Source organism: Mesorhizobium sp. WSM4849, assembly GCF_055811385.1.
Genome location: NZ_JBVVPW010000022.1, coordinates 26,636 through 47,035, shown reverse-complemented (window position 1 = coordinate 47,035; position 20,400 = coordinate 26,636). Strand labels below are relative to the sequence as shown.

At 64.1% G+C, this 20,400-nt stretch carries 12 protein-coding genes; 7 read left to right on the top strand and 5 right to left on the bottom strand.

Going from position 1 to position 20,400, the window contains the following annotated elements:
* Window positions 1–27: 27 nt before the first annotated feature.
* Genes aztC through aztA form a run of 3 tightly spaced genes read right to left on the bottom strand, consistent with a single transcriptional unit; the run spans window position 28 to window position 2,652 of the window.
* Window positions 28–948 carry a zinc ABC transporter substrate-binding protein AztC gene (gene aztC, locus AC0L3L_RS23510; RefSeq protein WP_473639239.1) on the bottom strand — a complete coding sequence of 307 codons (921 nt, stop codon included), beginning with the start codon at window positions 946–948 and terminating at the stop codon, window positions 28–30.
* Between the two features lie 22 nt (window positions 949–970).
* A complete protein-coding gene (gene aztB / locus AC0L3L_RS23505) occupies window positions 971–1,846 on the bottom strand; it encodes a zinc ABC transporter permease AztB (protein ID WP_123147614.1) in 876 nt (291 codons plus the stop codon).
* Complete coding sequence (aztA, locus tag AC0L3L_RS23500) at window positions 1,846–2,652, bottom strand: zinc ABC transporter ATP-binding protein AztA (protein ID WP_473487772.1); 807 nt, start codon at window positions 2,650–2,652, stop codon at window positions 1,846–1,848. The genes aztB and aztA overlap by 1 nt, the downstream gene beginning before the upstream one ends.
* A gap of 222 nt (window positions 2,653–2,874) precedes the next feature.
* Here aztA and AC0L3L_RS23495 point away from each other — a divergent pair, with 222 nt between their 5' ends.
* A complete protein-coding gene (locus AC0L3L_RS23495; RefSeq protein WP_095496140.1) occupies window positions 2,875–3,219 on the top strand; it encodes a RidA family protein in 345 nt (114 codons plus the stop codon).
* 183 nt (window positions 3,220–3,402) lie between these two features.
* Here the strand turns inward: AC0L3L_RS23495 and hutC are convergent, their stop codons facing one another.
* On the bottom strand, window positions 3,403–4,149 hold the full coding sequence (hutC, locus tag AC0L3L_RS23490) for a histidine utilization repressor (protein ID WP_473487770.1): 747 nt from the start codon (window positions 4,147–4,149) through the stop codon (window positions 3,403–3,405).
* Complete coding sequence (locus tag AC0L3L_RS23485) at window positions 4,146–5,498, bottom strand: formimidoylglutamate deiminase (RefSeq protein ID WP_473487769.1); 1,353 nt, start codon at window positions 5,496–5,498, stop codon at window positions 4,146–4,148. Before AC0L3L_RS23485 ends, hutC begins: the two co-directional genes overlap by 4 nt.
* A 100-nt stretch (window positions 5,499–5,598) precedes the next feature.
* Here AC0L3L_RS23485 and hutI point away from each other — a divergent pair, with 100 nt between their 5' ends.
* From hutI to AC0L3L_RS23455, 6 genes are all read left to right on the top strand, one after another.
* Window positions 5,599–6,834, top strand: a complete 1,236-nt coding sequence (gene hutI / locus AC0L3L_RS23480; protein ID WP_473639238.1) for an imidazolonepropionase — start codon at window positions 5,599–5,601, stop codon at window positions 6,832–6,834.
* Window positions 6,831–8,366, top strand: coding sequence for a histidine ammonia-lyase (hutH, locus tag AC0L3L_RS23475; RefSeq protein ID WP_473639237.1), 1,536 nt, complete (start codon window positions 6,831–6,833; stop codon window positions 8,364–8,366). The genes hutI and hutH overlap by 4 nt, the downstream gene beginning before the upstream one ends.
* Before the next feature lie 64 nt (window positions 8,367–8,430).
* Window positions 8,431–9,249 carry an N-formylglutamate deformylase gene (gene hutG, locus AC0L3L_RS23470; RefSeq protein ID WP_473639236.1) on the top strand — a complete coding sequence of 273 codons (819 nt, stop codon included), beginning with the start codon at window positions 8,431–8,433 and terminating at the stop codon, window positions 9,247–9,249.
* A gap of 40 nt (window positions 9,250–9,289) precedes the next feature.
* Window positions 9,290–10,960 carry a urocanate hydratase gene (gene hutU / locus AC0L3L_RS23465; RefSeq protein ID WP_473487765.1) on the top strand — a complete coding sequence of 557 codons (1,671 nt, stop codon included), beginning with the start codon at window positions 9,290–9,292 and terminating at the stop codon, window positions 10,958–10,960.
* An 8-nt stretch (window positions 10,961–10,968) separates the two neighbouring features.
* A complete protein-coding gene (locus AC0L3L_RS23460; protein ID WP_473639235.1) occupies window positions 10,969–11,556 on the top strand; it encodes a HutD/Ves family protein in 588 nt (195 codons plus the stop codon).
* 246 nt (window positions 11,557–11,802) lie between these two features.
* Window positions 11,803–20,364 (top strand): glycoside hydrolase family 94 protein, encoded by an 8,562-nt coding sequence (locus tag AC0L3L_RS23455; RefSeq protein ID WP_473639234.1) that lies wholly within the window; start codon window positions 11,803–11,805, stop codon window positions 20,362–20,364.
* Window positions 20,365–20,400 lie beyond the last annotated feature (36 nt).

Below are 20,400 nucleotides of genomic sequence, written 5' to 3'. Positions count from 1 at the left end.
GCGCAAGCCGACCAAGTGGTCGGCGTCTCACCCTCCGAATATCGCGCCTTTGATCTGGGCGATGTTGTTGTGCATCAGGTCGATATAGGTCGAGGCCGGGCCGTCGGGCTGCGACAGCGCGTCTGAATAGAGCGTTCCGCCCACCTTGACCCCGGTCTCGCTGGCGATCTGCTCGATCAGCCGCGCGTTGGCGATGTTCTCGACGAAGACCGCCGCCGCCTTGTCCTGCTTAACTTGGCTGACCAGCTTTGCGACGTCCGCAGCGGACGGCTCCGACTCGGTCGACACCCCTTCGGGGGCCAGGAAGGTGAGGCCATAGGCCTTCTCGAAGTAGCCGAACGCGTCATGCGAGGTGATGACGACGCGTTTCTCTTGCGGGATCGACTGGATCGCCATCTGCACTTCACCCTCGAGCGCGTCGAGCTTCTCGGTGTATGCGGCGGCATTGGCCTTATAGGTGTCGCAACCCTCGGCGTCGGCGGTGCAGAAGGCGTCGGCGATGTTCTTCACGTAGATCCTGGCATTGGCGACCGATTGGAAGGCATGCGGATCGGTATCTTCGCCTTCAGCGGCGTCGGCATCGGCGAATTCGGGTTTGAAGTTGATCGGCGTGACGCCTTTGGTCAGAACGGCGATTGTCGCGTTGGTGGCGCTGGCGTCGACCAGGCGCTGCAGAAAGCCTTCGAAATGCAGGCCGTTGACCAGCACCACATCCGCACCCGCCATGGCCACCGCGTCGGCCGGACTCGGCTCGTAGACGTGGGCATCGCCGTCCGGCCCGACGATGGTGGTCAGATCGATCCGGTCGCCGCCGACATTTTTGGCAAAATCGGCAATGACCGTGAAGCTGGCGACCACTTTCAACGGCTCCGCGAGGGCCGATGATGCGCCAAAGGCGTTTAATGTTATAACGCTCATTGCCAAGGCAATGCGGATCGATTTCAGCATGGAAAGGTCACCTCTGTTGGGATCAGGCGGTTCTGTGGCGGTGATGGATAATACGGGCGCGCAGGATGCCGCGCGTGCCGAACAGGATCGAGGCAAAATAGACGACGCCCGCAGACAGGATGATCGCCGGGCCGGATGGCAGCGACACGTGGTAGGACAACAGCAGCCCGGCGACGCAGGAGGCAAAGCCGATCAGCACCGCCAGCACGCACATCGGCTCGACGCGCATGGTCCAGAAGCGGGCGGCGGCCGCAGGCAGCATCATCAGCCCGACGGATAGCAGCGTGCCGAGCGCCTGGAAGCCGCCGACAAGGTTGAGCACGACGAGGCCGAGGAAGATGAAATGCACCGGGCTGCCCAGCCGGCTGACCGAACGCAGGAACAGCGGATCGAGACATTCGGCGACCAGCGCCCGCCAAAAAATGGCGAGGTTGACCAGCGTGACCAGCACGATGCCGCCGATCAGCGTCAGCGCTTCATTGTTGAGCGCCAGCACGGTGCCGAACAGCACATGCATGAGATCGACGCTGGAGCCGCGGATCGATACCATCAGCACACCGATGGCCAGCGAAATCAGGTAGAAGGCCGCCATCGAGGCGTCCTCGCGCTGGATGGTGAAACGCGAGACGGCGCCGGCGCCAAGCGCGACGATGATGCCGGCAATCAACCCGCCGATGGTCATCGGCAGGATCTCCAGCCCATAGAACAGGAAACCGGCGGCAGCACCCGGCAGGATGGCGTGGGCCATGGCGTCGCCGGAAAGGCTCATGCGCCGCAGCATCAGGAAGACGCCGACGGGGCAGGCGCCGAGCGACAGCATCAGCGACCCGGCAAGCGCCCGCTGCATGAAGGCGAAATCGGCGAACGGAGCGATGAGAAGACCGTAGAGCGTTTCCATCATGCTGCCCGCGGCCCGGAGCCGTGATGATGGTCGTGCCCATGGTCGTGAGCGTGACCACCATGCTTGTGGTCGTCGGGCTCGCACCAGGGCGCGTTCTCCTCCCAGGCTTCGTGGAAGCGGCGCGCGCGCAACAGGTTTTCCGGCCGCAGCGTTTCCTTTGTCTCGCCCCAGGCGATCGGCTGGCGCGCCAGCAGCAGCGTTTCGGGGAAATTCTGGCGCACCAGATCCAGATCGTGGACTACGACCATGATGGTGCGCTCCTCACCATGCCAGCGCTTGATCAGTGCGATCAGGTCGCCGACGGTCTTGGTGTCGACGGCGTTGAACGGCTCGTCGAGCAGGATGAGATCGGCATCCTGCAGCAGCACGCGGGCAAACAGCGTGCGCTGCAGCTGGCCGCCCGACAGCGTGTCGATCGGGCGCTTCTCGAAGCCGCCGAGGCCGACGGCCATCAGCGCCTGGCTGACCGACTCGCGATCTTCCCTGGTGTAGCGGCCGAGCAGCCCGCGGCGTGGCCACAGCCCGAGCGAAACCAGATCGACGACCCTGGCCGGAAAGGAGCGGTCGAGCTCCGACTGTTGCGGCAGATAGGCGGCGCGCACGCCGGGCGCCCGGACAACCGTTCCGGCCATCGGCTTCAACACGCCGACGATACCCTTCATCAGGGTCGACTTGCCCGAGCCGTTGGCGCCGACGACGGCGGTCAGCGATCCCCGGTGGATCGTGCCGTCGAGATGATGGATTGCCGGATGGCTGTTGTAGCCCAGCGTCAGGTCGCTGAAGGTCAGGCAGGTTTTGGTCATGTGACGATCCGGTGGCACGACTGGTACGGCGGCGGCGATTGGATATGTGATGTTATTACATTAGTCAACAAGTCAATCGGGCGGAATTGCGGCGACTAAACCATTTGGCGTGTCCTGTTTGGCCCCATGCCCTGCTGGCTCAAGAGGATTCACTCAGTCGACCTTGCCCCCGGCAGACGGCGACTCTAAAGAGGCGCAACCGACAACAGAAGGAAACATCCCATGAGCATTCGTCGCATCGATGTTGGCCCGCGCATGAGCCAGATCGTCATCCACGGCAATACCGTCTATCTGGCCGGTCAGGTCGGCGAGCCGGGCGGAAACGTCGGCGCCCAGACAAGGGACATTCTGGCGGCCATCGACGAATTGCTGGCCAAGGCCGGAACGGACAAGACCAAGATCCTGCAGGCGATCATCTGGCTGGCCGACATGAGCACCTTTGCAGAGATGAACGCGGAGTGGGACAAGTGGGTGCCGCAGGGCCATACCCCGGCCCGCGCCACCGGCGAGGCCAAGCTTGCCGGACCGGAATATCTGGTCGAGATCATCGTTACCGCTGCCATCTGAGATGCGGCTCTTAACCCTCCCCCTTGAGGGGAGGGTCGCGGAGCAAAATGCCGCAGGAGCGGCAATTTTGCGAGGCGGGGTGGGGTCGGTGCAACTTCGCCGACCCCACCCCGTCTCGCAATCTCCGCTGCGCTCCGACTGCTCGCCGACCCTCCTCCCCTCGAGGGGCCTCGAGGGGGAGGTTTACCCCTGCGAGGGCGTGAACCGCGCGACCAGCGTGTGGTTCTCGGCCGCATAGGTGAAACGGACATGGGTGACGGGGTGCTCGGCGCTCCATGTCCGCCGCTCGACCACCAGGCACGGTGCGCCGGCCTCGATATCGAGTGCGGCGGCAATGTGTCCGTCGGCGGCAACAGCGCGGATGCGGTGCTCGGCGGCACTCCACGGCACCCGGGCGATCAGCCACGGGCCGGGCGCTATGGCATGAAACTCCTCGTTGGCGGCCTCGGCCACGGCGGCCAGGTTGATCAGCCGCTGTTCGTGGGCGAACGGCCGCTTGCCGGCGAAATGCCGGCATTCCAGCGCCAGCACCGGTCCGTTGGAGTCGAGTTCCAGCAAGGCGCGATCCTCGGCGTTGCTGCGCCTTTTGTGGCGCGCCACACGCTCGTAGCGATAGAGCAGACCGAGCGCCTCGACCTCGATCCTGATGTCGTGGATTTCCAGCACCGCGGCTTGCGACTGCGGCCGCCGGACAAAGCTGCCCGAGCGGCGGCGGCGCTCGATCAGCCCGGCTTTGGCAAGCTGCGACAGCGCCTTGTTCACCGTCATGCGCGAACATTTGTACTCGGCCGTCAGTTCGTGCTCGAACGGGATGCGGTGGCCAGGCGCCCAGGCGCCGGACAGGATCCGCTCGCTGATGTCGGACAGGATGCGCTGATGCAGCGAGAGAGATTCGCCGAGGTCCACATCCAATGCCTCAGTCATGCTCATCCCGAAAGCGCCGTCATCACTTTGCGAAAACGCTCGGCAATGGCATCGCGCCTTGCATGCCTGCCGCCGCTGACCAGTTTCTTGCCATGCACCCAGACGCAATCGATATTGGCGCCGTTGGCGAAGATCCAGGCATCGAGCACCGCATCGCCCGTCTTGCTTGCCAGCGAGGGATGCTTGCCATCGAGCGACACGAAATCGGCTGAGGCACCAGCGGCGATCTGCGAGGGCCCGGCGCCAAGCGCCGCACTGCCGCCGTCGAGCGCTGCATCGAATAGCGCGCGGCCGGTCGAACTGCCCGCCACCGCCAGCACGTTGCGGGCGCGGTGGGCGAGGCGCTGCGAATATTCGAGCTGCCGCAATTCGTCCGGCAGGCCGATCAGCACGTTGGAATCGGAGCCGACGCCGAGGCGGCCGCCATGTTGCTTGAACAAAGGTGCGGCAAAGGTGCCGTCGCCGAGATTGGCCTCGGTGATCGGGCAGAGGCCGGCGACTGCTCCGCTTTTCGCCATGGCCGCCGTCTCGGTCTCGGTCATGTGGGTGGCGTGGATCAGGCACCAGCGGTCATCGACCTTGGCATTGGCGAGCAGCCATTCGACCGGCCGCACCCCGGACCAGGCAAGGCAGTCCTCGACCTCCTTCACTTGCTCGGCGATATGGATGTGGACCGGTCCGCCCGGTACCATTGTCGCGATGTTTTCCAACTCCTCCGGTGTCACCGCGCGCAGACTGTGTGGGGCGACGCCAACGACGCCTTGATTCAAGGTGCGAACGGATTCGCGGCATTCCTCAATAAGCCGCGAGAACCGATTCACATCGTTGATGAATCGCCGCTGGCCTTCGTTCGGCGCGGCGCCGCCGAAAGTGGAATGCGCATAGAAGACCGGCAGCAGCGTCAGCCCAATGCCGGTGTCGGCAGCTGCGGCAGTGATGCGTTCGGCCATTTCGGCGATGTTGGCGTAGGGCTGGCCGTCGCGGTCGTGATGCAGATAGTGAAACTCGCCGACGCGTGAGAATCCAGCCTCCAGCATCTCGACATAGAGCTGCGCGGCAACCGCCTCGACCTGGTCCGGCGTCATCGACAGCGCAAATCGGTACATCACCTCGCGCCAGCTCCAGAAACTGTCGGCGGAAGGGCCGCGCAGCTCGGCAAGGCCGGCCATGCCGCGCTGGAAGGCGTGGCTGTGCAGGTTCGGCATGCCTGGCAGGAGGATGGCATGGCGTTCGTCGCCGGGCTGGGATGCAGTGTTCGGCTCGACAGTAGCGATGCGGCCTTCACTGACGACGATCCGGGCATTGGAATGCCAGCCGTCGGGCAGAAGCGCCTGTTCCGCAAAGATCGCCGTCACGTTTTTCTCTCCTATTCCCTGTGTCCCGTGCAATGATATCACTTGCAGTGTGTTTCAATATGTATATACATAATCGCCGCCGATTGAAACGGAAAAGATAATGGCTGGAGAGAGCAAAAGCCGGGCAGGGGAGGTTCGCCTCTGGCGCAATGCGCGCCTGGCAACCATGGCTGAAAGCGTCGCCGGACTTGGCATCGTCGAACACGGTGCGATCGCCGCACGCGATGGCGTGATCGTCTATGCCGGCCCGGAAGCCGACATGGCGGCAGCACTTTTGCAAGACGCCGAGATTGTCGATTGCAAGGGCCGCTGGATCACGCCCGGCTTGATCGACTGCCACACCCATCTGGTCCATGCCGGCAACCGTGCCAACGAATTCGAGATGCGGCTGGCCGGCGCCACCTATGAAGAGGTCACCAAGGCCGGCGGCGGCATCGTCTCGTCGGTCAAGGCGCTGCGCGCTGCCAGCGAGCACGAACTGGTTACGCAGTCGCTGCCGCGCCTCGATGCGCTGATCGCCGAGGGTCTCACCACCATCGAGATCAAGTCGGGTTACGGGCTCGATCTCGAAAACGAGCAGAAATCGCTGCGTGCCGCGCGGCTCCTGGGCGAACATCGTCCAGTCACAGTAAGGACGAGCTTCCTCGGGGCTCACGCGCTGCCGCCCGAGGCGAAAGGCGACAAGGACGCTTTTATCGACCGGGTCGCAAAAGAGATTTTGCCGGCCGTCGCTGCCGAGGGCCTGGCCGATGCCGTCGACGGCTTTTGCGAAGGCATCGCCTTTTCGCCCGAGCAGATTTCTCGCGTGTTCGACGCGGCGAAAGCAGCAGGCCTGCCGGTCAAGCTCCATGCCGACCAGCTGTCCAATCTGCATGGCGCGGAACTCGCCGCACGATATGGCGCGCGATCGGCAGACCATCTCGAATACACTGACGAAGCGAGTGCGGCGGCGATGGCGAAGGCAGGAACCGTGGCGACGATCCTGCCCGGCGCCTATTATTTCATCCGCGAGACCAAGAAGCCGCCGATCGGCCTGTTTCGCCAGCACGGCGTCAGAATGGCGGTCGCCACCGACTGCAATCCCGGCACTTCGCCGCTGACCTCGCTACTGCTGACCATGAACATGGCGGCGACTCTGTTCGGTCTGACCGTCGACGAATGCCTTGCCGGTGTCACCCGCGAGGCCGCACGCGCGCTCGGACTGCTCGGAAAAACCGGCACGCTGGAGGCTGGAAAATCAGCCGACATGGCGATCTGGGACATCGAGCGCCCGGCCGAGCTCGTCTACCGCATGGGCTTTAACCCGCTGCATGCCCGCATCTGGAGAGGACGATGAGCGAACTCAAACTCAAGCCGGGCAACACAACGCTGGCCGACTGGCGCGAAATCTATCGTGGTGCCGTGCCGAAGCTGGACGCTGCCTGCCGGCCAAAAATCAAGGCCAGCGCCGAGGCGGTTGCGCGGATCGTCGACCGGGGTGAGCCGGTCTATGGCATCAACACCGGCTTTGGCAAATTGGCCAGCGTCCGCATCCCCGCCGCCGACCTCGAGACCCTTCAACGCAACATCGTGCTGTCGCATGCTGCCGGCGTCGGCGAGCCTATGCCGGTTGCGATCACCCGGCTGATGATGGCGCTGAAGCTGGCCAGCCTGGCGCAGGGCGCTTCCGGCGTGCGGCCGCAGACGATCGAATTGCTGGAAGCAATGCTGGCCAATGACGTCATTCCGGTGGTGCCGGCGCAAGGCTCGGTCGGCGCCTCCGGCGACCTTGCTCCGCTGTCGCATATGACCGCGGTAATGATCGGCGTCGGCGAATGTTTTACCCCGCATGGCCGGTTCCCGGCCAAGGTCGCCTTTGTCTCGCACGGGCTGGAGCCGGTCACGCTTGGCGCCAAGGAAGGGTTGGCGCTGCTCAACGGCACGCAGTTCTCGACCGCCTACGCGTTGGCCGCCCTGTTCGACGCCGAAGTGCTCTACCAGTCGGCGCTCGTCGCCGGTGCGCTTTCGACCGATGCCGCCAAAGGCTCCGACGCCCCCTTCGATCCGCGCATCCATCTCCTCAGGAAGCATCCTGGCCAGATCGAGGCGGCCGAGGCGCTGCGCAACCTGATGGCCGGCAGCGCCATCCGTGAATCGCACCGGGTCGGCGACGAGCGCGTGCAGGATCCGTACTGCCTGCGCTGCCAGCCGCAGGTGATGGGCGCTGCGCTGAGCGTGCTGCGCCAGGCCGCCGACACGCTGGGCACCGAGGCCAACGGCGTCACCGACAATCCGCTGATCTTCGCCGAGGACGACACCGCGCTTTCCGGCGGCAATTTCCACGCCGAGCCGGTGGCCTTCGCCGCCGACATGATCGCACTCGCCGTCTGCGAGATCGGCTCGCTGTCGGAACGGCGCATCGCCATGCTGGTCGACCCGGCGTTGTCGGGCATGCCGGCCTTCCTGACGCCGAAGCCCGGGCTGAATTCCGGCTTCATGATCCCGCAAGTGACGGCAGCGGCACTCGTCTCGGAAAACAAGCAGAAGGCCTATCCGGCCAGCGTTGATTCGATCCCGACCTCGGCCAACCAGGAAGACCACGTCTCGATGGCAGCACATGGCGCGCGCCGGTTGATCGGCATGGTTGAGAATGCGACGGCGGTCGTCGGCATCGAATTGCTGGCCGCCGCGCAAGGCTGCGATTTTCATGCGCCGCTGGCGTCGAGTGCGCCGCTCGAAGCGGTGCGCAGGCTGGTCAGGGCCGAGGTGCCGCATCTCGACAATGACCGGCATTTCCACCCCGACATGGAAAAGGCCATCGCTATGGTGCGCAATGGCGCTGCGGTGAAGGCGGCGGGGGCGGTGGCGCTGCCGGGAATTGCGTCGTGAGAGCGCACACGTCGATAGGTCGCGATCCTTCGCGCCGTAGAGCGCCAGCGCGGGGGGATTTCTCATGACTTTACCCTCCTGGCTCACCGTCACCCAAGGCACGGCACCCCTGCTGGTCTCGATCCCGCATACCGGCATCGATCTCGCCGGTCTTGAGGACCGGCTGGTGTCGCCCTGGCTCGGCCGCCGCGACGCCGACTGGTGGATCGACAAGCTCTATGACTTTGCCGAAGACCTCGGCGCGACGGTGGTGCATACGGCGATCTCGCGCACCGTCATCGACGTCAATCGTGACCCGTCCGGCGCCTCGCTCTATCCCGGCCAGGCGACGACCGGGCTCTGCCCGACCGAAACGTTCGATGGCGATCCGCTTTATCGCGCCGGAGAGGAGCCTGGACCGCCGGAGGTCGACGAGCGCCTCAAGAAATACTTTGTGCCTTACCATGCCGCCCTGCAGGCCGAGATCGACGGGCTACGCGCCCTGCATCAGAAGATCGTCGTCTATGACTGCCATTCGATCCGCTCGGTGCTGCCGCGGCTGTTCGAGGGCACGTTGCCGGTGTTCAATCTCGGCACCAATGACGGCAAGAGCGCCGATCCTGCCTTGCAGGCGATGGTCGACGAAATCCTCGCCGGAACCGGCGAGACATACGTGGTGAATGGCCGCTTCAAGGGCGGCTGGATTACGCGCAATTTCGGCCAGCCGCAAAACGGCGTCCATGCGCTGCAGATGGAACTCTCCAACCGCGGCTATATGCACGAGCCTGAGGGCAAAGGGACGCCCGACAATTGGCCGGTGCCTTACAACCCCGCATTCGCCGCGCCGATCCGCGCCACGCTGAAGCGGATCCTGGAAAGCGCGATTGCCTGGGCCGGGCGCTGACGCTCCGTCGCACAGCTCATTCGAAAGGGACAGTGACGCCATGACCGATCCTCGACATAACATCCGCGAAGTCCGCAGCCCGCGCGGCAGCGAGCTCAACGCCCGCACATGGCTGACGGAAGCGCCGTTGCGCATGCTGATGAACAATCTCGATCCCGACGTCGCCGAAAACCCCAACGAACTGGTTGTCTATGGCGGCATCGGCCGGGCGGCGCGCACCTGGAACGACTTTGATCGCATCGTCGCCTCTCTGAAGACGCTTAGAGATGACGAGACGCTTCTGGTGCAGTCCGGCAAGCCTGTCGGCGTGTTTCGGACTCACACCGATGCGCCGCGCGTGCTGATCGCCAATTCCAATCTCGTGCCGCACTGGGCGACATGGGAGAAGTTCAACGATCTCGATAAGAAGGGCCTGATGATGTACGGCCAGATGACGGCCGGCTCGTGGATATACATCGGCACGCAGGGCATCGTGCAGGGCACCTACGAGACCTTCGTCGAGGCCGGCCGCCAGCATTATGGCGGCAATCTCAGGGGCAAATGGATCCTGACCGGCGGCCTCGGCGGCATGGGCGGCGCACAGCCGCTGGCTGCGGTCATGGCCGGCGCCTGCTGCCTGGCAATCGAATGCGATCCCGACCGCATCGATTTCAGGCTGCGCACCCGATATGTCGACGAACGCGCCGACACACTCGACGAGGCGCTGGAAAAGATCGAGCGCTGGACCAGGGCCGGCGAGGCGAAATCGGTCGGCCTGGTCGGCAACACCGCCGACATCGTGCCAGAACTGGTGCGGCGCGGCGTGCGCCCCGACTTGGTCACCGACCAGACGTCGGCGCATGATCCGCTCAACGGCTATCTGCCCAAGGGCTGGTCGCTCGCCGAGTGGCGCGAGAAGCGCACCAGCGACCCGAAGGCGGTCGAAAAGGCAGCGCGCGCGTCGATGCGCGAACATGTCGAGGCGATGGTGGCGTTCTGGAACGCCGGCGTGCCGACGCTCGACTACGGCAACAACATCCGTCAGGTGGCAAAGGAGGAAGGATTCGAGAACGCCTTTGCCTTCCCGGGTTTCGTGCCGGCCTACATCCGACCGCTGTTTTGCCGCGGCATCGGCCCGTTTCGCTGGGCAGCCCTCTCAGGCGATCCCGAGGACATCTACAAGACCGACGCCAAGGTCCGCGAATTGACGCCCGGCAACACCCACCTGCACAACTGGCTCGACATGGCGCGTGAGCGCATCGCGTTCCAGGGTCTGCCGGCGCGCATCTGCTGGGTCGGTCTCGGCGACCGCCACCGGCTCGGCCTCGCCTTCAACGAGATGGTGGCGAAGGGCGAGCTCAAGGCGCCGGTGGTCATCGGCCGCGATCATCTTGATTCCGGCTCGGTTGCCTCGCCGAACCGCGAGACCGAATCGATGAAGGACGGCTCCGACGCCGTGTCCGACTGGCCGTTGCTCAATGCGCTGCTCAACACCGCCTCCGGCGCAACCTGGGTATCGCTTCATCATGGCGGCGGCGTCGGCATGGGTTTTTCGCAGCATGCCGGCATGGTCATCGTCGCCGACGGCACACGCGAAGCGGCCAAACGCCTGGAGCGGGTGCTGTGGAACGACCCCGCAACCGGCGTCATGCGCCACGCCGATGCCGGCTATGACATCGCGATCGACTGCGCCAGGGAGCACCAACTCAACCTGCCCGGCATTCTCGGCTGAGCCGCGCCTTGCGCATTCTCCGGGCAGCCGAATACCGGTCTATGCCGTGGAAGAACGGCGGCGGGGTGACGACGGAAATCGCCGTCTCGCCCGCAGGTGCTGCGCTCGACGATTTCGACTGGCGCATCTCCATGGCTCGCGTTGAAAGCGGCGGGCCATTCTCCGGGTTTGCCGGAGTGGACCGAACCTTGGCCGTGCTGGAAGGCGAAGGGATCATCCTTGATATCGCCGGCCGCCCGGCGGCTACGGTGACCAAATCTTCCGCCCCACTTTCCTTTCCGGCCGATGTGCCGACGCAAGCGGCGCTGATCGCCGGTCCGATCACCGATCTCAACGTCATGACGCGGCGCGGACGGATGACCCACGCAGTCGAGCGCGTGGTGATTTCGGCCCCGACAGATATCCAGTCGGTGGCCGACGCGACCCTCATCCTGTGTTTTGACGGCGAGATCACGGTGGCCGGCGCGACACCTGTCCGCATCGGGCCGCGCGACACGCTGTTGCTCGGGCCGGACGCCCTAAAATGGCGCCTGGAGCCTGCCCGAACGGCGACGCTGTTCGTGATCAGGATCGAACGGGTTGCTGCAAACGATTAACGCCTGTTTCGAAACATGATCGCAACACCGGCGAAATATGCCGTAAGCTCAAGCCCACATCACGAAAAAGCCCGAATCCTTCCGTCGATCAAGTCCCGACGGCAGCGAGGGGATGATCGTCTGAAAGTTGTGGTGCGAAAACAAACTTTCGGCCCGTGTTTCGATGCAACCAATTGCATTTGAATCGGTTTTAGGGACATTGCCGTGGCGGTGACGCCGCTATGCGTCCCTCATACGGAATTTTCAATGAATATTCAGACGGCCCCCACCCAAATGGAAAAAACGAGCGCGGGCTTCCCGGCCATTACAGAAGAGCCGATACGCTCCAATTTCCTGCCGGAAGAGCGCCTGCGCACGTTGGGTGCAAGCCTCGCCAAGGGTGACGTCAAGGATCTGTTCGGCCTGGAGTCGTTCGATTTCCAGCCACGCGTCCGCGACAGCGCCAGCAAGATCCTCGAAGTCTACCGCTCGACCAATGCCGCGCAGGCGAGAGGCGAGACGATCACGCCGGCGGCGCAATGGCTGCTCGACAACAACTATCTGGTCGAAGAAACCATCTTCCAGGTCAAGCGCGACCTGCCGCGCCGTTTCTATCGGCAGTTACCGACCCTGAAACTGTCCGACGGCGCCAGCGTGCCGCGCGCGCTTGCGCTGGCCTGGACCTATGTCGCGCATTCGGACAGTTCCGTCTCAGCGACCATGTTCAAGGCGATCGTCGAAGGCTTTCAGTCCGTCGAGCCACTGAAGATCGGCGAACTGTGGGCGCTGCCTTCGCTGCTGCGCTTCGTTCTGATCGAAAATCTTCGCCGGATCGCGGTCCGGGTCAGTCGTACCCGCCAGATGCGCCAGATTGCCAACGAGGTCGCCGACCGCGTGCTGGCGATCGACGACAGCGCCGACCGTCAGGCGATCCTGTCGAACTACGTCGCCCATGCACAGGACACCACCTTTGCCACCCAATTGCTCTACCGCCTGCGTGACGGGTCGCAAAATGCCGGCAGGGCGTTGGAATGGCTGGAGGGCGAGCTTGAAAAGTCCGGCTCCGATGCCGAGGAAATCATCATCAGCGAGCATCGCACGCTGTCCGGTGGCAATGTAACCACCGGTAACATCATCCGCGGCCTCAGGCTCATCAACGATATCGACTGGACGGTTTGGTTCGAAGGTGTCAGCCGCATCGACACCTTGCTGCGCGAGCGCACCGATTTCGCCGCGCTCGATTTCTTCTCGCGCGACCAGTACCGGACCGCGATCGAGGAAATGGCGCGCCGCTCCGATCGTTCCGAATTCCGCGTCGCTGAAAAGGCGATCGAACTCGCCGGCCATGCCGCTGTCGCCAATACCACCGGCACCGGTCCGACCGCTCTCTCCGACGTCGGGTTCTTTCTCGTCGGCCCGCGCCGCCTGGAACTGGAAAAAGCGATCGGCTATCGGCCGACCGTCAGCGTCACGATCAAACGGGCGTTCGGCAAGACCGGATGGCTGGGCATTGTCGTGCCGGTGTTCGCGCTGACGGTCCTGCTTCTGGTCCTCTCCGGCAACGCCCTTGCCAATCTCGGCCTGGCCATACCGTCGATCGTCTTGATGCTGGCGCTGTTTGCCGTGCCGGCCAGCGAAGGCGCGCTTGCCTTCTTCAACACCGTCGTATCGTTGTTCCTGAAGCCCACCCGCCTCGTCGGCTACGACTACAGACGCGGCATGCCGCCCGAGGCGCGCACGCTGGTGGTGGTGCCGTCGCTGATCGGCTCGCGCGACGACGTCGAGGAGAACATCCGCAACATCGAAGTGCATCACCTGGCCAACACCGCGGACGAAATCCATTTCGCTCTGCTTTCGGACTGGCCGGACAGCAAAACCGAAATCGATGCGGCGGATATTGAGATCCTCCAATATGCTCGCGACGAGATCGCACGGCTGAACGCCCGCTATCCCAGCGAAGGCGCGCCGCGTTTCTACGTCCTGCATCGCCGGCGGCTCTACAATGAATCCCAAGGCGCCTGGATGGGCTGGGAACGCAAGCGCGGCAAGTTGCACGAACTGAACCTTCTGCTGCGCGGTGACAGCGACACCACCTTCCTGCCGCTGGATGTACCGTTGCCTGAAAACGTCATCCATGTGATGACGCTGGACGCCGACACGCGCACCACCCGCGATGCCGTCGCCAGTTTGGTTGGCAAGCTTTGCCATCCGCTCAACCGCCCGCATTACGATGCGGCAAAGCGCGTTGTCACCGCCGGCTACACCATCCTGCAGCCGCGCATCACCGCCTCGCTGACCAGCGGCGACGACGCATCCTTCTTCCAGCGGGTCTTTTCCGCCAATCGCGGCCTCGATCCCTACGTATTTGCCGTCTCGGATATCTACCAGGACGTCTTCGGCGACGGCTCCTTCACCGGCAAGGGCCTCTATCACGTCGACGCCTTCGAAGCGGCGCTGAAGGGCCGCATCGAAGAAAACACCATCCTCAGCCACGATCTGCTCGAAGGCGCCTTGGCACGCGCGGCGCTGGTCACGGACGTCGAACTGGTCGAGGACTATCCGACCCGCTATTCGGTCGACGCGTCGCGCCACCATCGCTGGGCACGCGGCGACTGGCAGCTTCTGGGCTTCATTCTCGATCCACGCTCCGGCGTGCCGGCGCTGTCGCGCTGGAAGATGGTCGACAATCTGCGGCGCTCGCTGACGCCGATCTTCTGGGTGATGGCGGCGATCGCCGGCTGGACATTGCTGCCTTTCACGCAGGCCGCGCAATGGCAAGCGCTGTTGATCCTCACACTGTTCATGGCGCCGACATTCGACATCGTCCACGCCATCCTGCCGAAAAGCGGCGACCAGACGCCGCGCGGCCATTTCTCGGCGCTGGCGCGCGACGTTGTCTTCGGCACCGCCCTGGTAGCGCTGAAGATCGTGCTGATGGCGCATCTGGCCTGGATGATGGGCGATGCCATCATTCGCACGCTCTACCGTTTGTTCGTCAGTCGCCAGAACCTGCTCGAGTGGCGCACTGCCTCGCAGGCGCAGAAGAACGGCGACAACGATCTCGGCTCCTATTACGGCATAATGTATGGCGCAGTGATTGTCGGCGTCGTCGGCCTTGCCATCCCTGTTCTGGCCGATTCCACCGGAGCTTTCGTTGCCTTCTTCTTCGCGCTGTTCTGGATCGGTTCGCCGGCCTTCGCCTTCTGGATCAGCCGCTCGGCCGAAACCGAGGACCGTTTGCGCATATCGGCGGCGGACATCCATGCGCTGCGCACGGTTGCGCGGCGCACATGGCATTATTTCGAGACCTTCGTGACGGCCGAGCATCACAATCTGCCGCCCGACAATTTCCAGGAAAGTCCGGCGCCTGTCGTGGCGCCCCGCACCTCGCCGACCAATATCGGCGTCTATCTCCTGTCGGTGATTTCGGCGCGCGACTTCGGCTGGATCAGCCTGTCCGACGCGACCACCCGCATCGACGCGACGATGTCGACTATCGAGAGCATGCCGCGTGAGCGCGGCCATCTCTTCAACTGGTATGACACGACGACGCTGAAACCGCTCTATCCGCTCTACATTTCCGCCGTCGATAGCGGCAATCTTGCCGGCCATCTGGTGGCGGTGGCGGCCGCCTGCGCCGAATGGGCGGAAGCGCCTGCGGTCCACCTTCAGGGCGACTTCGAGGGTATTCTCGATACGGTGACGATCCTCGACGAAAGCCTGGCGGAGTTGCCTGACGACCGTCGCCAGTTGCGGCCGTTGCGCCAGCGGCTCGCCGATCGCCTCGACGGCATGCGGCGGGCGGTCGAATCGATCAAGGCACAGCCCGAGATGGCATCGATCCGCACCATCAACCTGGCTGTTCTGGCCGGCGAGATTCGCAAGCTCGCCATCGCCATCCATACCGAGGCCGTATCGACACAGAGCGACACCATCGCGGACTGGGCGGCGAGACTGGAAGCCACCTGCGAAGCGCATGTCCATGACGCGCATAGCGACGACAATGCCGTCGAAGCCTTGCGGGCCAAGCTTCTTTCGTTGCGCGAGCGCACGCGTCGCTTCGCCTTCGAGATGGATTTCTCCTTCCTCATGCGGAAGGAACGCAAGCTTCTGTCGATCGGCTACCGGGTCGAGGAGCATCAGCTCGACGAAAGCTGCTACGACCTCCTGGCTTCGGAGGCGCGGCTGACCAGCCTGTTCGCCATCGCCAAGGGCGATCTGCCGACGGAGCACTGGTTCCACCTCGGCCGGCCGATCGTCGAGATCGGGTTCAAGGGCGCGCTGATGTCCTGGTCAGGCTCGATGTTCGAGTATCTGATGCCGCCGTTGGTGATGAAGGAGCCGCAAGGCAGCATCCTCAACCAGACCAGCAAGCTCATCATCAAACGACAGATCCAGTACGGCCGCTCAAAGAACGTGCCCTGGGGGATTTCGGAAGCGGCCTACAATGCCCGCGACCGCGAACTGACCTACCAGTACACCAATTTCGGCGTGCCCGGGCTGGGCCTGAAGCGAGGTCTTGGCCAGAACACGGTGATTGCGCCTTATGCGACCGTGCTGGCGGCGCAGTTCACCCCGCGTGAATCGGTGCAGAACCTGGCCAGGCTGAGGCAGCTCGGCGCCCTTGGCCGGCACGGCTTCTACGATGCGGTCGATTTCACGCCGCAGCGCGTGCCGGAGGGCACCGACCATGTCGTTGTGCTGAACTACATGGCCCACCATTCCGGCATGTCGATCGCCGCCGTTGCCGACGCCATCTTCGAAGGACGCCTGCGCGACCGCTTCCACAGCGATCCGGTGATCGAGTCGGCCGAGTTGCTGCTGCAGGAAAGGGCGCCGCGCGACATCCCGACCGCCACCGTCAGGACCGAGGCCGACGAACGGTCGAAGGACGAAACGGAAGTCGAGAGCCCCGACACGCGCATCGTGCTCAATCCGCTCAAGGCGCTGCGTTCGACCAGCGTCATGTCCAACGGCCGCTACTCGGTCATGGTCACCGCGACCGGCTCCGGCTATAGCCGCTGGGGCGAGCTTGCCGTCACGCGCTGGCAGCCGGATCCAACCGAGGATCGGCTTGGCTCCTATATCTTCCTGCGCGACGCCGGCACCGGCGACTGGTGGTCGGCCACCGCCGAGCCAAAGCGTGCCACCGACGAAGAAGTGCAGACGCTGTTCTCCGACGACAAGGCGAGTTTCATCAAGTCGGTGGGATCACTGCGTTCGGAGGTCGAATGCATCGTCATCTCGGAAGGAAACGGCGAAGGCCGGCGGGTGACGCTCTACAATGACGGCCCCGTCGATCGGCATATCGAAGTGACCTCCTTTGCCGAACTGGTGCTGGGCTCCGACGCATCCGACAATGCGCATCCGGCCTTCTCGAAAATGTTCGTGGAAACCGAAATCGCTGCGAATAACGGGGCGATCTTTGCCACAAGACGCAAGCGGGAAACGGACGAGCCTGATGTCACCATGGTGCATTTCGTCACCGACCCGTCTGGGTCGACGCGCGACGCCGAAGCCGAGACCGACCGGCGCGCCTTCATCGGCCGCGGCCGCACCATCGTCGCGGCCGCCGCCTTCGATCCCGGCGCCAAGCTTGGCGGCCATTCCGGCTTCACGCTGGATCCGGTCGCAGCACTTCGCCGACAGGTGCGCGTGCCGGCCAACAAGAAGATATCGCTGACCTTCTGGACTGCCGTCGGCGCCAACCGTGCCGAACTCGAAGATGCCATTGCGCGGCTCGATCATCCGGAAGCCTTCGCCCGCCAGGCGATGCTCGCCTGGACCCGCTCACAGGTGCAGACCCGTCATCTCGGCCTCAGCCTTGCCGATGCCGCCAATGTGCAGAACCTGGCGCGCTATCTGATCTATCCTGATCCGTTCCTGCGCCTTCCGGCCGAATCGATCGCTTCCGGGCTCGGCAAGCAGTCGGGCCTGTGGCCGACCAGCATATCCGGCGACTTTCCGATTTTCCTGGTCAGGATCGGCGATGTCGCCGATCTCGAAATCGTTGCCCAGGCGCTCCGCTTCCAGGAATATATGCGCGCCCGCGGCATGATGATCGACTTTGTCGTCGTCAACGAACAGGCTTCATCCTACGTGCAGGATCTGCAACGGGCAGTCGAGACGCTGTGCGAAAACAGCCGCCTGCGCGGCAAGGAACTCGGACCCCGCCAGCACATCTTCGCGGTGCGCCGCGATCTGATGGACGAGACGACCTACAAGACGCTGCTCGCCGTCGCCCGCGTCGCCCTGCACACGCGAAACGGCACCATCTTCGATCAGATCGAGCGCGCCGAGGCCGCTGCGCTGCAAGCGCGGGACGCTTTGCAGCCGGCAGGTGCAGCAGCGCTTCGTGAACCGTCTCCGCCGGCGCCACAGACATGGGCTGCCCAGGCCTCGGTCGAAGGCAGCGCCGACGGCAGCGGGCTCAACCAGTGGAACGGTTTTGGCGGCTTCGAGGGCGACGGACGCCACTATGTCGTGCGCCTTGCTGGCCGGCGCACGACGCCGCAGCCCTGGATCAACGTCGTCTCCAACGCCTCGTTCGGTTTCCATGTTTCGGCTGAAGGTGCTGCTTTCACCTGGAGCCGAAACAGCCGCGACTATCAACTGACGCCGTGGGCGAATGACCCGGTCACCAACCGGCCCGGCGAGGGCATCTATATCTACGATCATGCCAACGGCCGGGCGTTCGCGCCGCTGGCCGCAGTGGTGCGCGATCCCGCCATGACCTACGAAACATGGCACGGACAGGGTTTTTCGACCTTCCGTTCGAAGCGCGGACCGCTGTCGATGGACCTGACCCATGTGGTGGATCCTGTCGATCCGGTGAAAATCTCCCGATTGCGCATCCAGAATTCGGGTTCGGTGCCGGCGCGCCTGCGCGTTTATGCCTACGCGGAATGGGTTCTTGGCAGCCATCGTTCGCGCACGGCGGCGACCATCGTTCCATCCAGGGATGCTGCGACGGGCGCGTTGCTGGCGCAAAATCCCTACGGGCTCGACTTCAGCGAGCGGGTCGCCTTCCTGGCCGCCGACGGCGCGGCACACTCGGTGACGGCCGACCGCGGCGAGTTCATCGGTCGCCACGGCACCAGCGAACTTCCGCATGCCGTACTCAGCGGCGCAAGCCTGTCGGGCCGCGTCGAGGCGGGCGACGATCCTTGTGCTGCAATTGCACGCGACGTCGACATCCCTGCCGGCGGCGACGTGACGCTGCTCTGGCTGCTCGGCGATGCAGCCTCTGCCGAGGAAGCCAGCGCGCTGGTACAGCATCATTGCAGCAAGGATTTCGATCAGCGGCTGGCTGACAATGAACGCACCTGGCGAGGGTTTCTCGGCACCATCCAGGTCGAGACGCCGGACAAAGCCCTCAACGCCATGGTCAACCACTGGCTGCCCTATCAGAGCCTTGCCTGCCGCATCCGCGCCCGCTCGGCGTTTTACCAGGCGAGCGGCGCCTTTGGCTTCCGCGATCAGTTGCAGGACACGCTGGCCCTGCTTGTCCATGATCCGAAACTGGCGCGCGACCAGATCCTCAACGCGGCGCGGCGGCAATTCCCCGAAGGCGACGTGCAGCATTGGTGGCTGCCGCGCACCGAGGCAGGCGTCCGCACCATGATTTCCGACGACGTGGTCTGGCTCGCCCATGCCACGGCACACTACTTGCAGGTGACCGGCGATACCGCGATCCTCAGGGAACAACTGCCCTTCATCGACGGGCCGCCTCTGGAAGAAGGCGAGCACGACGCCTTCTTCACCCCGGAGATATCGAAGAAGACCGCTTCACTCTATGATCATTGCGCACGTGCACTTGACCTTGCCATCAAGCGCAGCAGCTCCGCCGGACTGCCGCTGATCCTCGGTGGCGACTGGAACGACGGCATGAACCGTGTCGGCGAGCACGGAAAGGGCGAGAGCGTCTGGCTGGGCTGGTTCCTGCTGAAGACGCTGGGAGACTTTGCACCTGTCGCCAAGGCGGAAGGCGATACCAAGCGTGCGCAAGCCTGGACAAAACACGCCGACGTGCTGAAGCGGGCGTTGGAAAGCACCGCCTGGGATGGTGAATGGTATCGTCGCGGCAGTTTCGACGACGGCACGCCGCTGGGGTCGCGCGGTTCGCAGGAGTGCAAGATCGACTCGATTGCCCAGTCGTGGAGCGTGCTGTCGGGAGAGGGCGATCCGGCGCGGTCGACGACGGCGATGCAGCAGGCATTGAAAATGCTCGTCGACGACGAGCTCAAGATCGTCAAGCTTTTCACCCCGCCCTTCTCCAGGACGGAACAGAACCCAGGCTACATCAAGAGCTACCCGCCGGGTGTCCGTGAAAACGGCGGCCAGTACACCCACGCGGCGACATGGTTCGTCATTGCGCTCGCCGAAATGGGGCGCACCGACGACGCCTACCGCTGTCTCTCGATGCTCAACCCGGTCAACCACGCGCTCGATGAAGCCGCTGCCGAGCACTACCGCGTCGAGCCTTATGTCGTCGCGGCCGACGTCTACGCCGGGCAAGGCAAGGGCGGCCGCGGCGGCTGGACCTGGTATACCGGCTCGGCCGGCTGGCTTTACCGCGCGGCGGTCGAGGGCATCCTCGGCATTGAGCGCAGGGGCGAGCGCATCCAGTTCAGGCCGAAACTCCCCAGCCATTGGGATGGTTATACAGCAACGCTCAAGGTGCTGGGGGCCGAACTCAGGGTTCGCGTTGTCCGCGACGCCAAGGTCAAAGCCATCTCGCTTGAGGTAGATGGTAAAAAGACGAAGGCTTCGTCTTTCGAACCGAAAGCCGGCGACAATGCTGAGGTGGTCGTCAGGATACCGGCGTAGTTTCAAGGATTTGGAGCGTCTTTGCACGTCTTGGGG